The sequence below is a fragment of the Hyphomonas sp. genome, from assembly GCF_040882205.1.
Lineage (GTDB): Bacteria > Pseudomonadota > Alphaproteobacteria > Caulobacterales > Hyphomonadaceae > Hyphomonas.
This window is the reverse complement of record NZ_JBBEBT010000273.1, coordinates 1-15,347: the sequence shown is the minus strand read 5'-3', so window position 1 is coordinate 15,347 and position 15,347 is coordinate 1. Positions and strand designations below refer to the sequence as shown.

Sequence of the window (15,347 nt, the reverse complement as noted above, 5' to 3'; positions counted from 1 at the left end):
GGCAGGTCTTGGCGCGCGGGTCTCTATCAGTATGATAGGGTTCAAAATCCGGCAAAATTTAGGGAGTTCGACATGGCAGAGGCGGCAAACGCACAGGACCTGTTTTCCGGCACAAAGCCGGTGGTGGAAAGCCACAAGTTCAACGAGGCAAATCTCGCTGCCTGGATGGAGGCGCATGTCGAGGGCTATGAAGGCCCGCTGGAAGTGCGCCAGTTCAAGGGTGGCCAGTCCAACCCGACTTACCAGCTGATCACGCCGAAGAAGAAATACGTGATGCGCCGAAAGCCGCCCGGCAACCTTTTGCCGAGCGCCCATGCGGTCGACCGTGAGTACACCGTGATCAACGCGCTCTATCCGCTCGGCTACCCGGTGGCGCGCCCGTATGGGCTGTGCACGGATGAAAGTGTCGTCGGCACGATGTTCTATATCATGGACATGATGGAAGGCCGCATCCTCTGGGACGGCACCCTGCCGGACTCCTCGCCGGCTGAGCGCCGCGCGATCTACGAAGCCAAGGTCAAGACCTTTGCGGACCTGCACAATGTCGACTGGAGGAAGGCGGGTCTGGAAGGCTTTGGCAAGGAAGGCGACTATATCGCCCGCCAGCTGCATCGCTGGACCAAGCAGTACAAAGCCTCCGAGACGATGCATATTCCGGAAATGGAAAAGCTGATCGAGTGGCTGCCGAGGAATATCCCCCCCGGCGACAAGACGACCATCGTGCACGGCGATTACCGGCTGGACAACATGGTGCTGCATCCGACCGAGCCCCGCGTGATCGCGGTGCTCGACTGGGAGCTTTCGACGCTCGGAGATCCGATCGCGGACTTTTCCTATCACCTGATGAACTGGGTGATGCCGCCCGGCGACACGACGCGTGGCTCGATCATGGCAATCGCGGACCTGAAAGCCTGGGGCATCCCGGCCATGGACGAATATGTGGCGCTCTATTGCCAGCATACCGGCCGCAAGGGCCTGCCGGAACTCAACTACTATTTCTCCTACAATGCCTTCCGCCTCGCAGGCATCTTGCAGGGCATAATCGGGCGCGTGCGGGACGGCACTGCCAACAGCGCCAACGCCGAATCGAACGCCGCCCGCGTCGTGCCGCTCGCGCGCTTCGCGTATGACTATGCCCGCCGCGCCGGCATGAAGGAGTGACCCCCGCGCCTTCCGGTACGCCGGACGGCGAGGCCGGACGAAAGCTGATGAGCCGGCGGGAACTGTTCCTGCTGGCGTTCGCGGCTGCGGTCGTCACGGCGAATGCTTACTATATCCATCCAATCATCGCGCTGGTCGCGAAAGATTTCGGTGTTTCTCCCTCGGAAATCGGACTGGTGCCCGCACTCAACCAGATCGCGCTTGCGGCCGGCATCTTCCTGCTGCTGCCGCTCGGCGACCGGTTCAGTAACCGGCGGCTGGCCACCATCTTCGCCGCCGGACAGCTCGCCGGCCTCGCGGTGATGGCCTTCGCCACCAGCTTCTGGGTTTTCGTGGCAGGCTCCACCTTCCTCGGATTTTCCACCATCACGCCTTACCTTTTGCCTGCCTATGCCTCCAAGCGCATCGAGCCGCAGCGCCTCGGTCAGGCAACCGCCACGCTGACGACCGGCGTCATCGCGGGCATCCTGGTCGCGCGGGTCGGCGCCGGCTGGGTGGGCGAGCATCTCGGCTGGCGCACCGTTTATTATGGCGCGGCCGGCGTTATGCTGCTCGTCACGCTGCTCTTGCCGCGCATCATGGAAGACCGCGACAAGTCCGAAGCCGAGCCGCCCCGGCAAAACCATGTGTCGCTGGTACTGTCGGTCTTCCCCCTCGTTCGTCAGTATCCGGAGGTTCTGCTCTCCGGCGCCATTCAGGGCCTTGGCTTTGGTATCTTTCTCGCGGTATGGCTCGGCCTCGGCCTGCACCTGACGAGCCCCGAGATGGGCTACGGCGCCGACACGGTCGGCTACCTCGCCGCCATCTCACTGCTGAACCTCGTCACCACGCCGTCCCTCGGCGCCTGGGCCGACCGAACCGGCCCGCGCCGCGCGCGCTTCATCATTTCTGTCATCCAGTTCGGCGCCGTCGCGCTGCTGGGCCTGCTTGGCAACAGTCTCTGGCTGCTGGTTGTGCCGCTGGTGATCATGAACCTCGTCGGCCCCCTGATCGATATCACGGGCCGTATGACCTTTCTCACGCTGCCCGCCGCCGTGCGCACGCGCCTGATGACCGCCTATATCGTGCTGATGTTCATTGGCGGCGGGCTTGCCAGCTGGGCGGCGACCTTGGTCTACGAACACCACGGCTGGCACGGCACCGCGATCCTCACCGCCGCGCTGTCGGCCCTGCTGGTTACCTTGTCCTTTCTCGCGCTTCGTTTCAGCCCCGGCCGCCGCAACAGGGCGTGACGAAAGCAGCCCGGAGTGGCACAGTTCAGGAAAAGGGAGACACCATGCACGAGATCCTCAAAGGCGAACTGCGCCGGCCCATCAACCTGCTCACCGAGCAGAAATATGCCGGCCACAAATCCCTGCACGATGACGGCGAAGCCGCGCGTCTCGGCATCAAGGCCGGACCGGTCGAAGGGCCGACACACTTCTCCCAGTTCGTGCCTTTGCTGGCTGATGTCTGGGGCAGGGACTGGTTCGAGCGGGGCTGCTTCTCCTGCCACTTCCTCAACATGGTATTCGAGGGCGACGAGGTCTGGGCCGAAATCGATGCGCCCGCCCCGAACGCGACCCGCACGCTTGCCCGCGCCTTCAAGGCAGACGGTACGCCGGTGCTGGAGGCCAGCGCCAGCGTCGGCCCCGATCACGGCGAAACGGTGCTCGAAGCCCGGATGAAGGCGCTGCGCCCGCCGGGCGATCTCGTCATCCTTGCGGACCTGAAGGCGGGCATGACGGGGCGTGACAACGAACGCGTCAGCATGGGCCCCGACGAGCACATGGGCGACCTCTATCCCTTTTCGCTCGCGGATAAGCTGAAGGTCATCACGGAGACCGACCCGATGTATTCGGACGCGACCGCTTCGCCCTGGGGCCGGGCGGTGATCCCTCTGGAAATGGTCAGTGTACTGGCAAACTATTCCAGTCACGGCGCCCGGTTCCCGGTAAAGGGTCCCAGCATCGGCCTGTTTGCCGACCTTGAAATCCGGATGATCGACGGCCCCCTCTTCGTCGGCGAGGAATACCTCCTGCGCCGCGAGATCGTCGCCCTGTCGGAATCGCGCCGTGCAGAAAACTACTGGGTCCGCACCCGCATATTTGATGCGGCCGGCAAGATACAGAAGGCCGAGATGCTGCTCAATCACGGTGTATTGAAAGCGAGCTATCCGCACTATCCGGCAGAACGCCTCGCATGACGCCCGCCGCCTTCCGAAAGCACGCGCTGTCGCTTCCGGGGGCGGAGTGCGTGGAGCAGTGGGCCGATGACAAAGTCTACAAGATCGCCGGCAAGATGTTCACAGCGACCGACCGCGCCTGCACGAAAATATCCTTCAAGTGCAGCGACGAAGCCTTCCATGTGCTGACCCAGTCTTGCGCGGCTGATCCTGCGCCCTATCTCGCCCGCGCGAAATGGGTCCGCGTCACGCCCGCCTCTCTGCCGGACGCCGAACTGCGCCAGCGCATCACGCAGGCCTATGCCATCGTCCGCAGCGGCCTGACCAGAAAGGTACAGGCGGCCTTGCCGCCCTTCAAGGGTTGATCCGGCTTACGTAGTTCTACGAACTGACCCCGCGCCTTTCCGGGCATTAGCTGCGGTCAGCGCCATCTGGTGCGCGGCAGGGAGAGGTTCATGAAACTCAAGACCGGATTCTGGGTTCTGGTCGCCGATGGCGGCCATGGCATCGTGTTCGAAAACAAGGGCACAGCGGCCGCGCCGGAACTGAAAGCGCTTCGGGCGTATGATCAGCATACGCCTCGCACGCATGAACTGGGCCGGGACAAGCCGCCGCGCACCATCCAGTCTGCAGACGGGCGCCGCTCCGCTCAGGAAGCGTCGGACCTGCACCAGGTCGAAGAGGACCGCTTCATCGATCGCATTCTGGCTGACCTTGAGGCAGACGCAGCGCGCAGCGCCTTCAATGCGATTGCTGTGGTTGCCCCGCCCGTTGCGCTGGGGCGCATCCGCAAGCGGGCAAGTAGCGGCCTGTCAAAGCGCGTGATTGCCTGGATCGACAAAGACTTTACGAAACATCCCGTCCCGGCCATCGCCGAAGCCGTGGCGGCTGCGCTGGAAGCATGAAGCACCGCGGCCCTTGGCAACCAGGGCTCGCCGGACGATAGTCGCCGTTCCCATCAGGAGCGTCCACCATGCCCGGTTTCGAAACCATCCTCTACAGCACGCAGCACGGCCACGCCCGCATCACGCTGAACCGGCCTGCGAAGCTCAATGCGCTCTCCTATGTGATGCAGAAGGAGCTGTGCGCCGCCCTCTGGGAAGCGGACAATGATACGTCCGTGCACAGCGTAATCGTCGAGGGTGCAGGCCGGGCCTTCTGCGCGGGCTATGATCTGTCCGGGGCGGATGGTGACGTGCCCGTCTCGCCCGTTGAGGACAAGGCGGCGAAATCCTATCGCGGCCACCGCTCGATTGACGACGACGCCTGGCAGCTGGAGCGCCAGCAGCGCTGGCGCATGGCGATCTTCGACATGCACAAGCCGGTGATCGCCAAGGTTCACGGCTATTGCCTCGCCGGCGGGTGCGACCTCGCGCTGATGAGCGACATGGTGATTGCCGCCGACACCGCAACTTTCGGCTTCCCGCCTGCGCGCGACCTCGGCGCGCTGCCGAACCAGTTCTGGGTCTATCATTGCGGCCCCCAATGGGCGAAGCGCCTGATGCTCACCGGCGACACGATCACGGGCCGCGAAGCGCAGGAAATCGGCCTTGTGATGAAGGCGGTGCCGGAAGCGGACCTCGAGGCCGAAGTCACCGGCCTCGCCGACCGCCTTGCACTTATCGATCCCGATCTCCTCTCCGCCAACAAGCGCATCGTGAACCTCGCGATGGAACTTATGGGCGCGCGCACGCTGCAACGCCTCGCTGTGGAGAATGATGTGCGCGGCCACAACACACGCGCCGCTGGCGGCTTCCGAAAGTCCGTCGCCGAAAATGGCCTCAAGGCTACCCTCCGCGCCCGCGACGCCGCCTTCGGCGACGGCCGCGCCCGGGTGGACGGGCCGGAGACGCGGGATGCCGACGGGAGGCTGATCGACGAGTAGTGCGTTGATTCTGCAGCGCGCGGCGTTACGATGTCGCCATACACCCCGGGGAAGGACACTCACATGAACAAGCTCGCGGCGGCGCTGATCGCAGCCGTCTCCCTGTCCGCCATGGCGCATGCGCAGGACGCCGTCATCCATGCCGGCCATGTGCTGGCCGTTCCCGGCGAAGGCTATCTCACGCAGCAGACGATCCTTGTCGAAGCCGGCCGCATCGTCTCGGTCACGCCCGGCTACACTGTGCCCCGAAAGAACAAGGATCCGGTGATCGACCTGAAGTCGGCCTATGTCCTGCCAGGCATGATCGACAGCCATGTTCACATCACGCGCGAGCGAAGCCCGGACACACGTATCAAGGCCTTCGAGGACTCAGAGGTCGACACCGCCTTCGATGGCGCCGCCTTCGCGCTGACGACGCTGCGTGCGGGCTTCACCACGGTGCAGGATGTCGGCGGCGCAAATGATGCCGTCTTCGGCCTGCGCGACGCCGTCGCGCGCGGCGTCGTGCCGGGTCCCCGCATCCGCACTGCAGGACGCGGCATCGCGGTCACCGGCGGGCACGGTGATTTCAACGGCTGGTCATCGGACGTTATGTCGAAATTCCCCGGCACCAACATCTGCGACGGCGCCGCCGACTGTGCGCGCGCCGTGCGCCAGCAGATCAAGGAAGGCGCCGACCTCATTAAGATCACCGCCACAGGCGGCGTGATGTCGAACACCGCCGCCGGCCTCGAGCTGCAATTCTCCGAAGAAGAACTCGCCGCCATCGTTGAGGCTGCCCACTCGATGGGCCGCAAGGTCACCGCCCATGCACATGGCAAGAGCGGTATCGACGCGGCTTTGCGCGCCGGCATCGATTCTATCGAGCACGGATCCTACCTCGATGACGAATCCATCGCCCTCTTTAAGGAAAAGGGCGCAACCCTTGTGCCGACCGTTCTGGCAGGCATCACGGTGTCCCGCTGGACGAACGAAGCCTGGGTGCCGGAAGCCTCGCGTGCCAAGGCCGCGCTGGTCGGTCCCCTGATGCTGGACATGTTGCGCCGTGCGCACGAGGGCGGCGTCAATATTGCCTTCGGCACCGATACAGGCGTCTCCCGCCACGGCGAGAATGCGAAAGAACTCGGATTGATGGTCGAGGCCGGCTTCACGCCGGAAGAAGCCATCCGCGCCGCGACAGTCATCGCCGCTGAGCATGTCCAGATGTTGAAGGACATCGGCACGCTAGAGACGGGCAAGTTTGCCGACCTGATCGCCGTGACGGCGGATCCGCTCCAGGATATCCGCGAGATGGTCAGCGTTGACTTCGTGATGAAGGGCGGCGAGGTCATCAAGCCGCTCGACTAGTCCGTTCCCGCACAATTCCATTCCTTCCGATCCGGAGCCCTCCGAACATGAAATGCCTCTCCTTCCTGCTTCTCTCCGCCGCCGCGGCGATGCTACCGGCCGCCGCGCAAGACGCCGTCATCCATGTCGGCCATGTGCTCGCCGTGCCGGGGGAGGGCTATCTCACTGGCCAGACGATCCTCGTCGAAGGCGGCCGTATCGTCTCCATCACGCCAGGCTACACCGCGCCGAAGGATCACCCGGTCATTGACCTGAAGAAGGCCTTCGTCCTGCCTGGCCTCATTGACAGCCATGTGCACATCACGTTCGAAGGAGGCCCGGCCACGCGCCTCAAGGGGTTTGAGGATTCCGATGTCGATGCCGCCTTCAACGGGGCGGACTTCGGACGCAAGACGCTGATGGCTGGCTTCACCGCAGTTCAGGATGTCGGCGGCGGCAATGATTCGGTCTTCGGCCTGCGTGATGCCATTGCCCGCGGCGCTGTGCCGGGTCCGCGCATCCGTGCCTCGGGCCGCTCCATCGCCGTTACCGGCGGTCACGGGGATATCAACGGTTTTGCGCCGAAGGTGATGGCCGCGATGACCGGTGGCAATATCTGCAACGGCGCCGATGATTGCCGCCGCGCCGTGCGCCAGCAGATCAAGGAGGGCGCCGACCTCATCAAGATAACCGCCACGGGCGGCGTGCTGTCGAACACGGCGGCGGGGCTCGAGCAGCAGTTTTCCGATGAGGAACTCGCCGCCATCGTCGAGGCCGCTCACTCGATGGGCCGCAAAGTCACCGCGCATGCGCATGGCAAGAGCGGCATAGACGCGGCCCTGCGTGCAGGTGTCGACTCTATCGAGCATGGAACCTTTATGGATGCCGGGTCCGTGACGCTGATGAAGGAGTCGGGCGCAACCCTCGTGCCGACCGTGCTGGCTGGCGCCACCGCCGCAGGCTGGGCCCGAACCGATCCAACCTTCCCGGAAGCCTCCCGCGTCAAGGCGCTGCAGGCCGGCCCGCTGATGCTCGACATGCTGCGCCGGGCCTATTCCGGCGGCGTGAACGTCGCTTTCGGCACCGATACTGGCGTCTCCCGTCACGGCGACAATGCCCAGGAATTTGCCCTGATGGTCGAGGCCGGTTTCACACCCGAAGCTGCCATTCGCGCCGCCACGGTGGTTGCCTCCGAACACGTCCAGATGGCGAAGGATATCGGCACGCTCGAGCCAGGCAAGTATGCCGACCTGATCGCGGTGACCAAGGACCCGCTGAAGAACGTCAAGGAACTGGAGGACGTCGATTTCGTGATGAAGGGCGGCAAGGTCTACAAGCCGCTCGATTAACGTTGCCGCCCACGCCTGCGCCGGGCTTTTGACCTCGGCGCAGCGGCGGCTTAAGGCTTGCAGGGAAGGGGGCTGGCGGCCGGTTTTCCGGTCCCTTAGCTGTGAGACGAGACATGGTTGCGATCCGCTCTGGTACACTTTGCGCCTCTGCCCTGGCGCTGGCGCTGCTCGGCGCCTGCGACGCGCCGCCTCCCGGCGCGCCGGCGCCCGGCTCGGCCGCGTCCGCTTCCCCCGAGTGTGTGACGCTCGCCGAAGGCCTCTACGAGTTCAACGACGGCCAGTTCCTCGCAGTGTCGTCGTCCTATGCGGCGGCCAATGGCGCAGCCGCCTGGCAGAACGAGATTTCTTCCGGTTTCGCCGGTGCAGGTTTCCCCTGGATGGGCTTGCGCATCCGCGACCGCGTTGCGACGCTCACCGGCACCGCGCCAGGCGCCGATGCCAAGGCCGCCGCGCTCACAGCCGGTGAAGCCTCCATCGCCGCCCATCCGCAGGCCGGTGCCGCCGGTCTCCTCGTGGTCGACGCGATTTCCGTCGAAGGCGGCGAGCGGGGCGTCGGCGAAAGCCTCGCCGTCCTCGCCGAATCCGGCATCAGCCTCGAAACCTGCCAACGCGCCTTCACAGACACGATGGCTGGCCGCAATGTCACCTTCGAATCCGGCAATGCCCGCATCTCGCCGGTCAGCGCGCCCCTGCTGGACGCCGTCACCGGCGTCGCCGCGCTGTGCAGCCGGTTTGTCGTCGAGATCGGCGGCCATACCGATACGCGCGGCGCCGACGATTACAACCTCACGCTTTCGCAGGGCCGCGCGGACGCCGTGCGCGCCTATCTCGTCGGCAAGGGTGTCTCCGAAGAAAACCTGCTCTCCATCGGCTACGGCGAAACCGCGCCGCTCGTTACCGCCGCGACGCCGGAAGCCTACGACCGCAACCGCCGGACAGAGTTCAAGGTCATCGCGCGCTGAGCTTCAGAAACTGAGCACGAGCCCTTTCGAGGGCGGTACTTTTGCATCCAGCGTATCCAGCCAGGCCGCCGCGATGGCAGCCTTCCCCTTCGCCGTCTGCGGCGTGAGGTAATCACCGGACGCAGCGTAGAAACCCCGCATCGCCTTGCCGAGCCGCGCGTTAAGCACGTCCGGCCCCAGCGCCTTCGCGCGGGCGGCGGCATAGTCCGGCACGAAGAAGAATTCCGGCTGCGGATCGGGCAGGGCCACTGGCGCGCGGTTGCCTTCCCAGTCCGTCACGCCGATCACGAGGCTGCGCGCCAGCCGGTCCTTCAGCGCATTGTGCACATCCGCCGTCAGCGTCGGCCGGCCCAGGAAATCCACATAGGCCGTCAGCCCGCGTGCATGCAGCCGGTCTGCGCCGTCATAGGTTTCCACCCGCGCATAGAGGCCGAGGCTTTCGACATAGGCCTTGTTGCCCGGTGATGTGAGGCCAACGGCCTCCACCCCGCCGCGCTGCTTCAGGCAATGCGCCAGCGCCAGCGCCGTCTTCGACGAGGCGCTCGAGATCACCACCGTCTCCGGCACAGTCTCGCCAGCTTCCATCAGGCAGTCGTCGATCATGAAGCCGGTCGTGAACAGCGGCCGGAACAGCATCTGCTCCGCCTCCAGCTTCGGATCGTATCCCGGGTCAGACGCTGTCAGGATATAGGTGTTGTAGATCGGCGCGAGGCCTTGCCGGTTGGCCGCGCCGTCCATGAAGCTTTCCCTGCCCACCCGCACGGGCGTCAGATCGAAACTCTCCGAGATCGGCAGATACCCATAGACGCGCGTGCCCACGGCGACGCCCTCGGCATTCGAACCCGTCACCGTCGCAAAGCCCCAGACCGGCACGCACCCATAAGCCGCGTCAGCTGCCGGAAAGAAATTCCAGTAGCCCATCGCTTCGCCGAATGTCGCGTAGGTCACGTTGTTCGCGGTCAACGCAAACGCCTCGACCTTCAGTCGTGCAGCACCCGGTGCGAGCGCGCCCGGCTTTGCATCGATCCATTTGCTGTCACGCAGGTCCGCGCGCTTGATCAGGAAGTCTGCCATGAACGCCGTCCCCTTGGCTGGTTACTTTTTCGGTTTGCCCATGAAGGCGCCGATTCGCGCCTGCATGTCAGGGCCGACACCCTCGCTGTTCAATACTTCCCATTGCAGGCCGCTGTCCATGTCGCGCGCATCGGTCGCGTCCAGCAGGCGCTTGTTGGCCGCATGGCTGAACGGCGAGTTTGCGAGGATCTGCTTCGCCAATGTCTCAATGGCGGCTTCAAACTCTGTATCCGGAACAACCTTCTCGGCAAGGCCAATACGGAAGGCTTCCGCCGCATTGATCATCTCGGCGGTGAACATCAGCCGCTTGGCGGCGGCCACGCCGACGCGGCGCGGCAGGCGCTGGCTCATGCCCCAGACCGGCGTCAGCGCCCATTTTGCATGCGTGTCGCCGAACTTGGCACTCTCTGCCGCCAGGATGAAGTCCGCCGCCAGCGCCACTTCCAGCGCGCCGGTATAGCAATGTCCGTGTACCGCCGCGATCACCGGCTTCGGCAAGCGCTCCATCAGGCGGAGCGTCTCCGAATGCCAGCCGCGCGACGCCACCTTCTCGCCTTCGGCAATATCGGCGAGATCATGGCCCGCCGAAAAACACTTTCCCGCCCCGCGCAAAACGACGCAGCCGATGGTTACATCCTTGTAAAGGTCGCTGACATGATCGCGCAGCTCGCGGAACATGCCGACGGTGAGGGAATTCAGCTTGTCCGGCCGGTTCAGAGTGAGAAGGGCAAGGCCGTCCTTGTCGGCGCGCGTGACGAGATCGCTCATGTGCCGAGGTCCGCGCTCAGAGAGGAGATCGCATGCACGAAGTTGTTCGGCGCCAGCACCTGTTCGCCCGTCCAGCGTACTTTCGGGAAACGCCCGAGGATCTGTTTGTATGCACTCTCGAGCTGCATATTGGCCACCCGTTGGCCAAGGCAGACGTGCGGGCCATGGCCGAAGGAGAGATGCTCGCGCGCATTGGCGCGGTTAATCTGGAACTGGTCTGGCTTGTCGAATTTCGCAGGGTCGCGGTTGGCGGCCGGGTAATACATCACGATCTTCTCGCCCGCGCCGATCTTCTGCTCGCCAAGCTGCGTGTCCTGCGTCGCCGTGCGCCGCATATAGGTCACCGGCGTCACCATCCGGATCGCCTCATTCACGAAGTTCGGGAAGAGGCCCGGGTCGTCCGCCAGCTTGTCGCGCAGGTCCGCAAATTCGGTGATCAGCCGCATCGTGCCCGACAGTGAATTGCGCGTCGTGTCATTGCCTGCAAACACGATCAGCAGCCAGGAGCCGTCGAGGAATTCCGGCGACAGCGGTTTGCCATCCACCTTCACGTTCGCAATCGCCGAGAGCAGATCCGGCTGGGGATTTTTCCGGCGCTCTTCCAGGAGGTGGCGGCCATATTCGAACATCGCCTGGATCTCGTTCATGAATGACATGATCTGTTCCGGGGTTACATTGCCGAGGCCCTCCTGCTGGGCCTGGTACTGGGTGATCTCGAGGAAGTGCATCCAGTGCACCAGCTTCGGACGATCCGCAGGGGGAACGCCGAGGATTTCGCACAGTGTGAACAGCGGCAGCTCGGCGGAGAACAGTTCCACCAGGTCCACCACCGGCCCGTGTGCCTGCATCCGGTCCAGCAGGCGGGAGACTTCCACATCCACGCGCTTGCGCAGCTCTGCCACGAAATCGGCGCGGAAATAGGCCATATGCTCCATGCGCAGCGGGGTATGATAGGGCCGGTCGAGGTTGATCAGCGAGTTCAGCGAGGACGAATGCAGCAGCGGATGGCGCGGCACGCCCTCCATGCCGTAATTCATCAGTATGCCGCCTTTCTGGGAAGAGAAGATCGCCGGATCAAGCTCCACCTTCTTGACGAGTTCATAGCTGGTCACGGCCCAGAAACCCGCGCCCATCACTTCCGGATGCCACATCACCGGCGCCTTCTCGCGCATCTCGGCAAAGGCTGCATGCGTATAGCCGCCATGTCGGGAGAACACTTCGGCGTCCGTCAGGTCGGCGGGCGGCTTCAGCGCTGAGGCCGGTTTGAACTTCGGTTCTTTCGGCGGTGCTTCGCTCTGGTAGGTTTCGGTCACATTCTGGAGTGTCATGGCGCAGGCCTCACATTTCCTGTTCGATGGGACGGATCACGATATCGTTGATCCCCATATTGCGGGGGCTGGCGACGGCGAACAGCACAGCGTTCGCAATGTCCTCGCCTTCGAGGCCCTTGTAATTGAAACGGTTGCCGATACCCGCGATCACGGCCGGGTCCTTGATCGAGAAGCCCAACTCGGTGTTCACCTTGCCCGGATAGACGCAGGTCACGCGGATCACGCCCGCCGTTTCCTTGCGCAGGCCTTCGGAAATCGCCTTCACGGCATGCTTGGTGGCGCTATACACCGCCGAGGTCGGATTGGTCATCAGTCCGGCCACGGAGGATACGTTGATGATATGGCCGTCCTTGCGCTCCAGCATATGCGTCAGCACCGCGTCGATGCCGTAGAGCACGCCCTTGATGTTCACGTCGATCATCTGGTCCCACTCTGCCACGCGCCGGTTGGCCAGCGGAGAGAGGGGCATGATGCCGGCATTGTTGACGATTACGTCCACCTTGCCGAAGGCTTTGATGGCATCCTCGCCCAGCTTCAGCATGTCGGCATGGTTTGCCACATCGGTGACGCGCCACTTCACGTCGCCGCCGATCTCTTCGGCGAGCGCCTTCAGCCGGTCCTCCCGCCGTGCAGCCAGCATCACCTGCGCTCCGGCGGCGGCGAGCGCCCTGGCCGTCGCGGCGCCGATGCCGCTTGAGGCCCCTGTAACAATGACAGACTTGCCTTCAGCGGTCATGGCGATCTCCAGATCTAGAACTTGTACCGTACCGGGATGGATTTCGGACCGCCTACGAAGTTCGCCTTGATGAAGCTCGGCTCACCGGCGAGTTCGATGGACTTCACGCGGCTGAAGAGTTCCTCATAGATCGCCTGCATTTCGAGGCGCGCGAGGTGCATGCCGAGGCACATATGCCCGCCATGACCGAACGAGATCAGCTTGTTCGGGCTCCGGTCCGCCTTGAACCTGAACGGTTCGTCGAACACTTCCTCGTCGCGGTTGCCTGACGGATAGCAGAGCAGCAGGCTCTCGCCCTTCAGCACCTTCTTGCCGCGTAGTGTGTAGTCCTCCTGCGCTGTGCGCATGAAATGCTTCACTGGCGTGGTCCAGCGGATCGCCTCGTCCACCGCCGTGCGCGACATCCCCTTGGGGTCCGCCATCATCTTCTTCAGCTGTGACGGGTCCTGGAGCATTGCCAGCACGCCGCCGCCGGTCGAGGCGCTTGTCGTGTCATGGCCGGCGGCCGCCGTGATGATGTAATAGCTCATCGCCTCCAGCTGGCCGATTGGCTCGCCGTCCACCATGCCATTGGCAATCACGGTGGAGACGTCATCCTTGGGGTTCGCGCGCCGGTCGGCTGTGATCGAGGTGAAGTACATGAAGAACTCGGCCAGCGTCGCCTGGATCGAGGCAAGGCCCTTCTCCACATCACGCGCCTCGGCGAGCGACTTGTCGCGCATCAGGTCTTCGTCCTGTGCACCGAAAATCTCCTGCGTTAGTTTCAGCATCATCGGTTCGTCCGACTCCGGGACACCGAGGATCTGCATGATCACGCGCAGCGGATAGTAGAGCGCCACATCGCGCTGGAAATCGCATTCTCCGCCGAGGTCTTCCATCCGGTCGACATACTGCTTGGCAATCGTCTTGATTGCGTCTTCGCGCTTCTTCACGTTCTGCGGCATGAACCATTCCTGGGTCAGGTGGCGCAGCTTGTAGTGCAGTGGATCATCCAGCTGCACGAGCGTCTTCAGGAGGTGCGGCTGGCCGAACTTGGCATAAACGCCCTTTTCGGCCTCATGGTATGAGAGCATCTCGCGCTCGCCGTTGGTGAACAGCGCGTTCTGGCGCGACACTTCCATGATGTCGGCATGCTTGGTCACGGCCCAGAACGGACGGAACGCTTCAGGTTCGCACCAGGCCAGCGGGTCTTCGGCGCGCAGGCGCGTGAAGGTCGCGTCCAGCAGCTTGTGGTCGGCATAGACGGCGGGTGTAACGATCAGGTTGCACGTGTCCGCGGCTGCCCCACTCATTGTGCGCGCCGGATCGAACTTGGTCTCGGGCGGTGTGGCGAGGGCGACAGTGTCGGCCATTGAATATCCTCCGGAATTTCAGGGGCGGCGCGGATTTTTCCGCTTCGCCTCCAATGTATCCGGACGCGGCCCCCTGCCAAGGTGTGACTTGGCGGCAGGCTTCTTCGGCGCAGCGCCCGAATCCATCGGCGCCCCAATGCTCGCCAGCGCTTCGGCAAGCAGGCCGGCCGGGATTTCCTCCACCTGACCTGGCTTCAGCACGTCCAGCAGGAACGGGCCATAGCTCACCCGGATCAGACGGTTCACCGTCAGGCCCACCGCTTCCAGCGCCCGGCGCACTTCGCGCTTCTTGCCTTCCGTAAGCGTCACCGTCAGCCAGGAGTTCGCGCCCATCTCACGGTCGAACACTGCCCGGATCGGCGCATACCGCACCCCTTCGACCGTTATGCCGCTCGCCAGTTCCTCGATCTTCTGCGGTGTCACCGTACCCTTGGCCCGCGCACGGTAGGTGCGTTCTAGTCCGGATTTCGGCAGCTCCAGAAAGCGCGCCAGCTCGCCATCATTGGTCAGCAGCAGCAAGCCTTCCGTCGTCAGGTCGAGCCGGCCGACCGTCACGACGCGGGGCAGGGACTTCGGCAGTTCGTCAAAAATCGTGCGCCGACCCGCCGGATCATCGGTCGTCGTGATCAGGCCTGAGGGCTTGTGATAGCGCCAGAGCCGCGTGCCGTCCGGCGCCTGCACCGTCCTGCGGCCAACCTTGATCGTCTCGCGGCCCGTCACCTTGAACGCGGCAGACGTCAGCGTCTTGCCATTCACGCTCACATCGCCTGCTTCGATCATTCGCTCGATCTGGCGGCGCGAGGCGACGCCTGCGCGGGCGAGATACTTGGCGATCCGCTCGCCGCCCTCGCTCCATTCCTCATCGGTCTTGGGAGCGTTCGGGGATTTGCCCTGAGGGCCGGGCTTTCTCGATTCAGCGGGGCGCGCGCCGGAAGGTTTCCGGCTGGGGCGGCCCGTCTCGCGACGCTCCGTCATGGTCAGGTCTTTCTGCTGGTTTCAGAGGGTGAACTGAAGGATCGGCGCCGCAATGGCAAGCCCGAGCGCGATTTCCGTCGCCATCCAGACCGGGATGATCTTCGCCTCGCCGCCCTTGCCCCGGTCCAGCAGCATTGAGAAGGTCCGTCCCATCGCCGCCCCGAACCAGCCCGCCGCAATTGGCAGCGCGGCCGCCAGCCCCATCGCCGCCGGGGCATGCAGCACCAGCACGAACGCCGTCATGTGCAACAACAGAAGCAGCCC

15 protein-coding genes and 1 pseudogene are annotated in these 15,347 nt (G+C 64.1%); 9 read left to right on the top strand and 7 right to left on the bottom strand.

Annotated elements, in window-relative coordinates; all coding sequences use genetic code 11:
* Positions 1 to 72: 72 nt before the first annotated feature.
* From WEA77_RS11675 to WEA77_RS11635, 9 genes are all read left to right on the top strand, one after another.
* Positions 73 to 1,161: a phosphotransferase family protein gene (locus WEA77_RS11675; protein ID WP_368068060.1), complete on the top strand. Its 1,089-nt coding sequence runs from the start codon at positions 73 to 75 to the stop codon at positions 1,159 to 1,161.
* Positions 1,158 to 2,393 (top strand): MFS transporter, encoded by a 1,236-nt coding sequence (locus WEA77_RS11670; protein ID WP_368068058.1) that lies wholly within the window; start codon positions 1,158 to 1,160, stop codon positions 2,391 to 2,393. The genes WEA77_RS11675 and WEA77_RS11670 overlap by 4 nt, the downstream gene beginning before the upstream one ends.
* A gap of 44 nt (positions 2,394 to 2,437) precedes the next feature.
* Complete coding sequence (locus WEA77_RS11665) at positions 2,438 to 3,346, top strand: hypothetical protein (RefSeq protein ID WP_368068057.1); 909 nt, start codon at positions 2,438 to 2,440, stop codon at positions 3,344 to 3,346.
* Positions 3,343 to 3,690 (top strand): MmcQ/YjbR family DNA-binding protein, encoded by a 348-nt coding sequence (locus WEA77_RS11660; protein ID WP_368068056.1) that lies wholly within the window; start codon positions 3,343 to 3,345, stop codon positions 3,688 to 3,690. The genes WEA77_RS11665 and WEA77_RS11660 overlap by 4 nt, the downstream gene beginning before the upstream one ends.
* Positions 3,691 to 3,780: 90 nt before the next feature.
* Entirely contained in the window at positions 3,781 to 4,230 is a 450-nt protein-coding gene (locus tag WEA77_RS11655; protein WP_368068055.1) for a host attachment protein, read from the top strand.
* Positions 4,231 to 4,298: 68 nt separating this feature from the next.
* Entirely contained in the window at positions 4,299 to 5,210 is a 912-nt protein-coding gene (locus tag WEA77_RS11650; protein WP_368068054.1) for a crotonase/enoyl-CoA hydratase family protein, read from the top strand.
* 63 nt (positions 5,211 to 5,273) lie between these two features.
* Entirely contained in the window at positions 5,274 to 6,557 is a 1,284-nt protein-coding gene (locus WEA77_RS11645; protein WP_368068053.1) for an amidohydrolase family protein, read from the top strand.
* Positions 6,558 to 6,604: 47 nt separating this feature from the next.
* Entirely contained in the window at positions 6,605 to 7,885 is a 1,281-nt protein-coding gene (locus WEA77_RS11640) for an amidohydrolase family protein (RefSeq protein WP_368068051.1), read from the top strand.
* A 113-nt stretch (positions 7,886 to 7,998) separates the two neighbouring features.
* Positions 7,999 to 8,847, top strand: a complete 849-nt coding sequence (locus WEA77_RS11635; protein ID WP_368068050.1) for an OmpA family protein — start codon at positions 7,999 to 8,001, stop codon at positions 8,845 to 8,847.
* Between the two features lie 3 nt (positions 8,848 to 8,850).
* Here the strand turns inward: WEA77_RS11635 and WEA77_RS11630 are convergent, their stop codons facing one another.
* From WEA77_RS11630 to WEA77_RS11600, 7 genes and pseudogenes are all read right to left on the bottom strand, one after another.
* Positions 8,851 to 9,921, bottom strand: coding sequence for a DUF2855 family protein (locus WEA77_RS11630; RefSeq protein WP_368068049.1), 1,071 nt, complete (start codon positions 9,919 to 9,921; stop codon positions 8,851 to 8,853).
* A 21-nt stretch (positions 9,922 to 9,942) separates the two neighbouring features.
* Positions 9,943 to 10,689 (bottom strand): enoyl-CoA hydratase/isomerase family protein, encoded by a 747-nt coding sequence (locus WEA77_RS11625; protein ID WP_368068048.1) that lies wholly within the window; start codon positions 10,687 to 10,689, stop codon positions 9,943 to 9,945.
* The gene (locus tag WEA77_RS11620) at positions 10,686 to 12,017 is read right to left on the bottom strand and encodes a cytochrome P450 (RefSeq protein ID WP_368068047.1); all 1,332 of its coding nucleotides are present in this window, start codon (positions 12,015 to 12,017) and stop codon (positions 10,686 to 10,688) included. Before WEA77_RS11620 ends, WEA77_RS11625 begins: the two co-directional genes overlap by 4 nt.
* Before the next feature lie 10 nt (positions 12,018 to 12,027).
* Complete coding sequence (locus WEA77_RS11615) at positions 12,028 to 12,756, bottom strand: SDR family oxidoreductase (RefSeq protein ID WP_368068046.1); 729 nt, start codon at positions 12,754 to 12,756, stop codon at positions 12,028 to 12,030.
* 14 nt (positions 12,757 to 12,770) lie between these two features.
* Entirely contained in the window at positions 12,771 to 14,108 is a 1,338-nt protein-coding gene (locus WEA77_RS11610) for a cytochrome P450 (protein WP_368068045.1), read from the bottom strand.
* A gap of 18 nt (positions 14,109 to 14,126) precedes the next feature.
* On the bottom strand, positions 14,127 to 15,083 hold the full coding sequence (locus WEA77_RS11605; protein ID WP_368068044.1) for a pseudouridine synthase: 957 nt from the start codon (positions 15,081 to 15,083) through the stop codon (positions 14,127 to 14,129).
* Positions 15,084 to 15,104: 21 nt separating this feature from the next.
* A pseudogene (locus tag WEA77_RS11600) lies at positions 15,105 to 15,347 on the bottom strand (hypothetical protein); the annotation flags it as partial.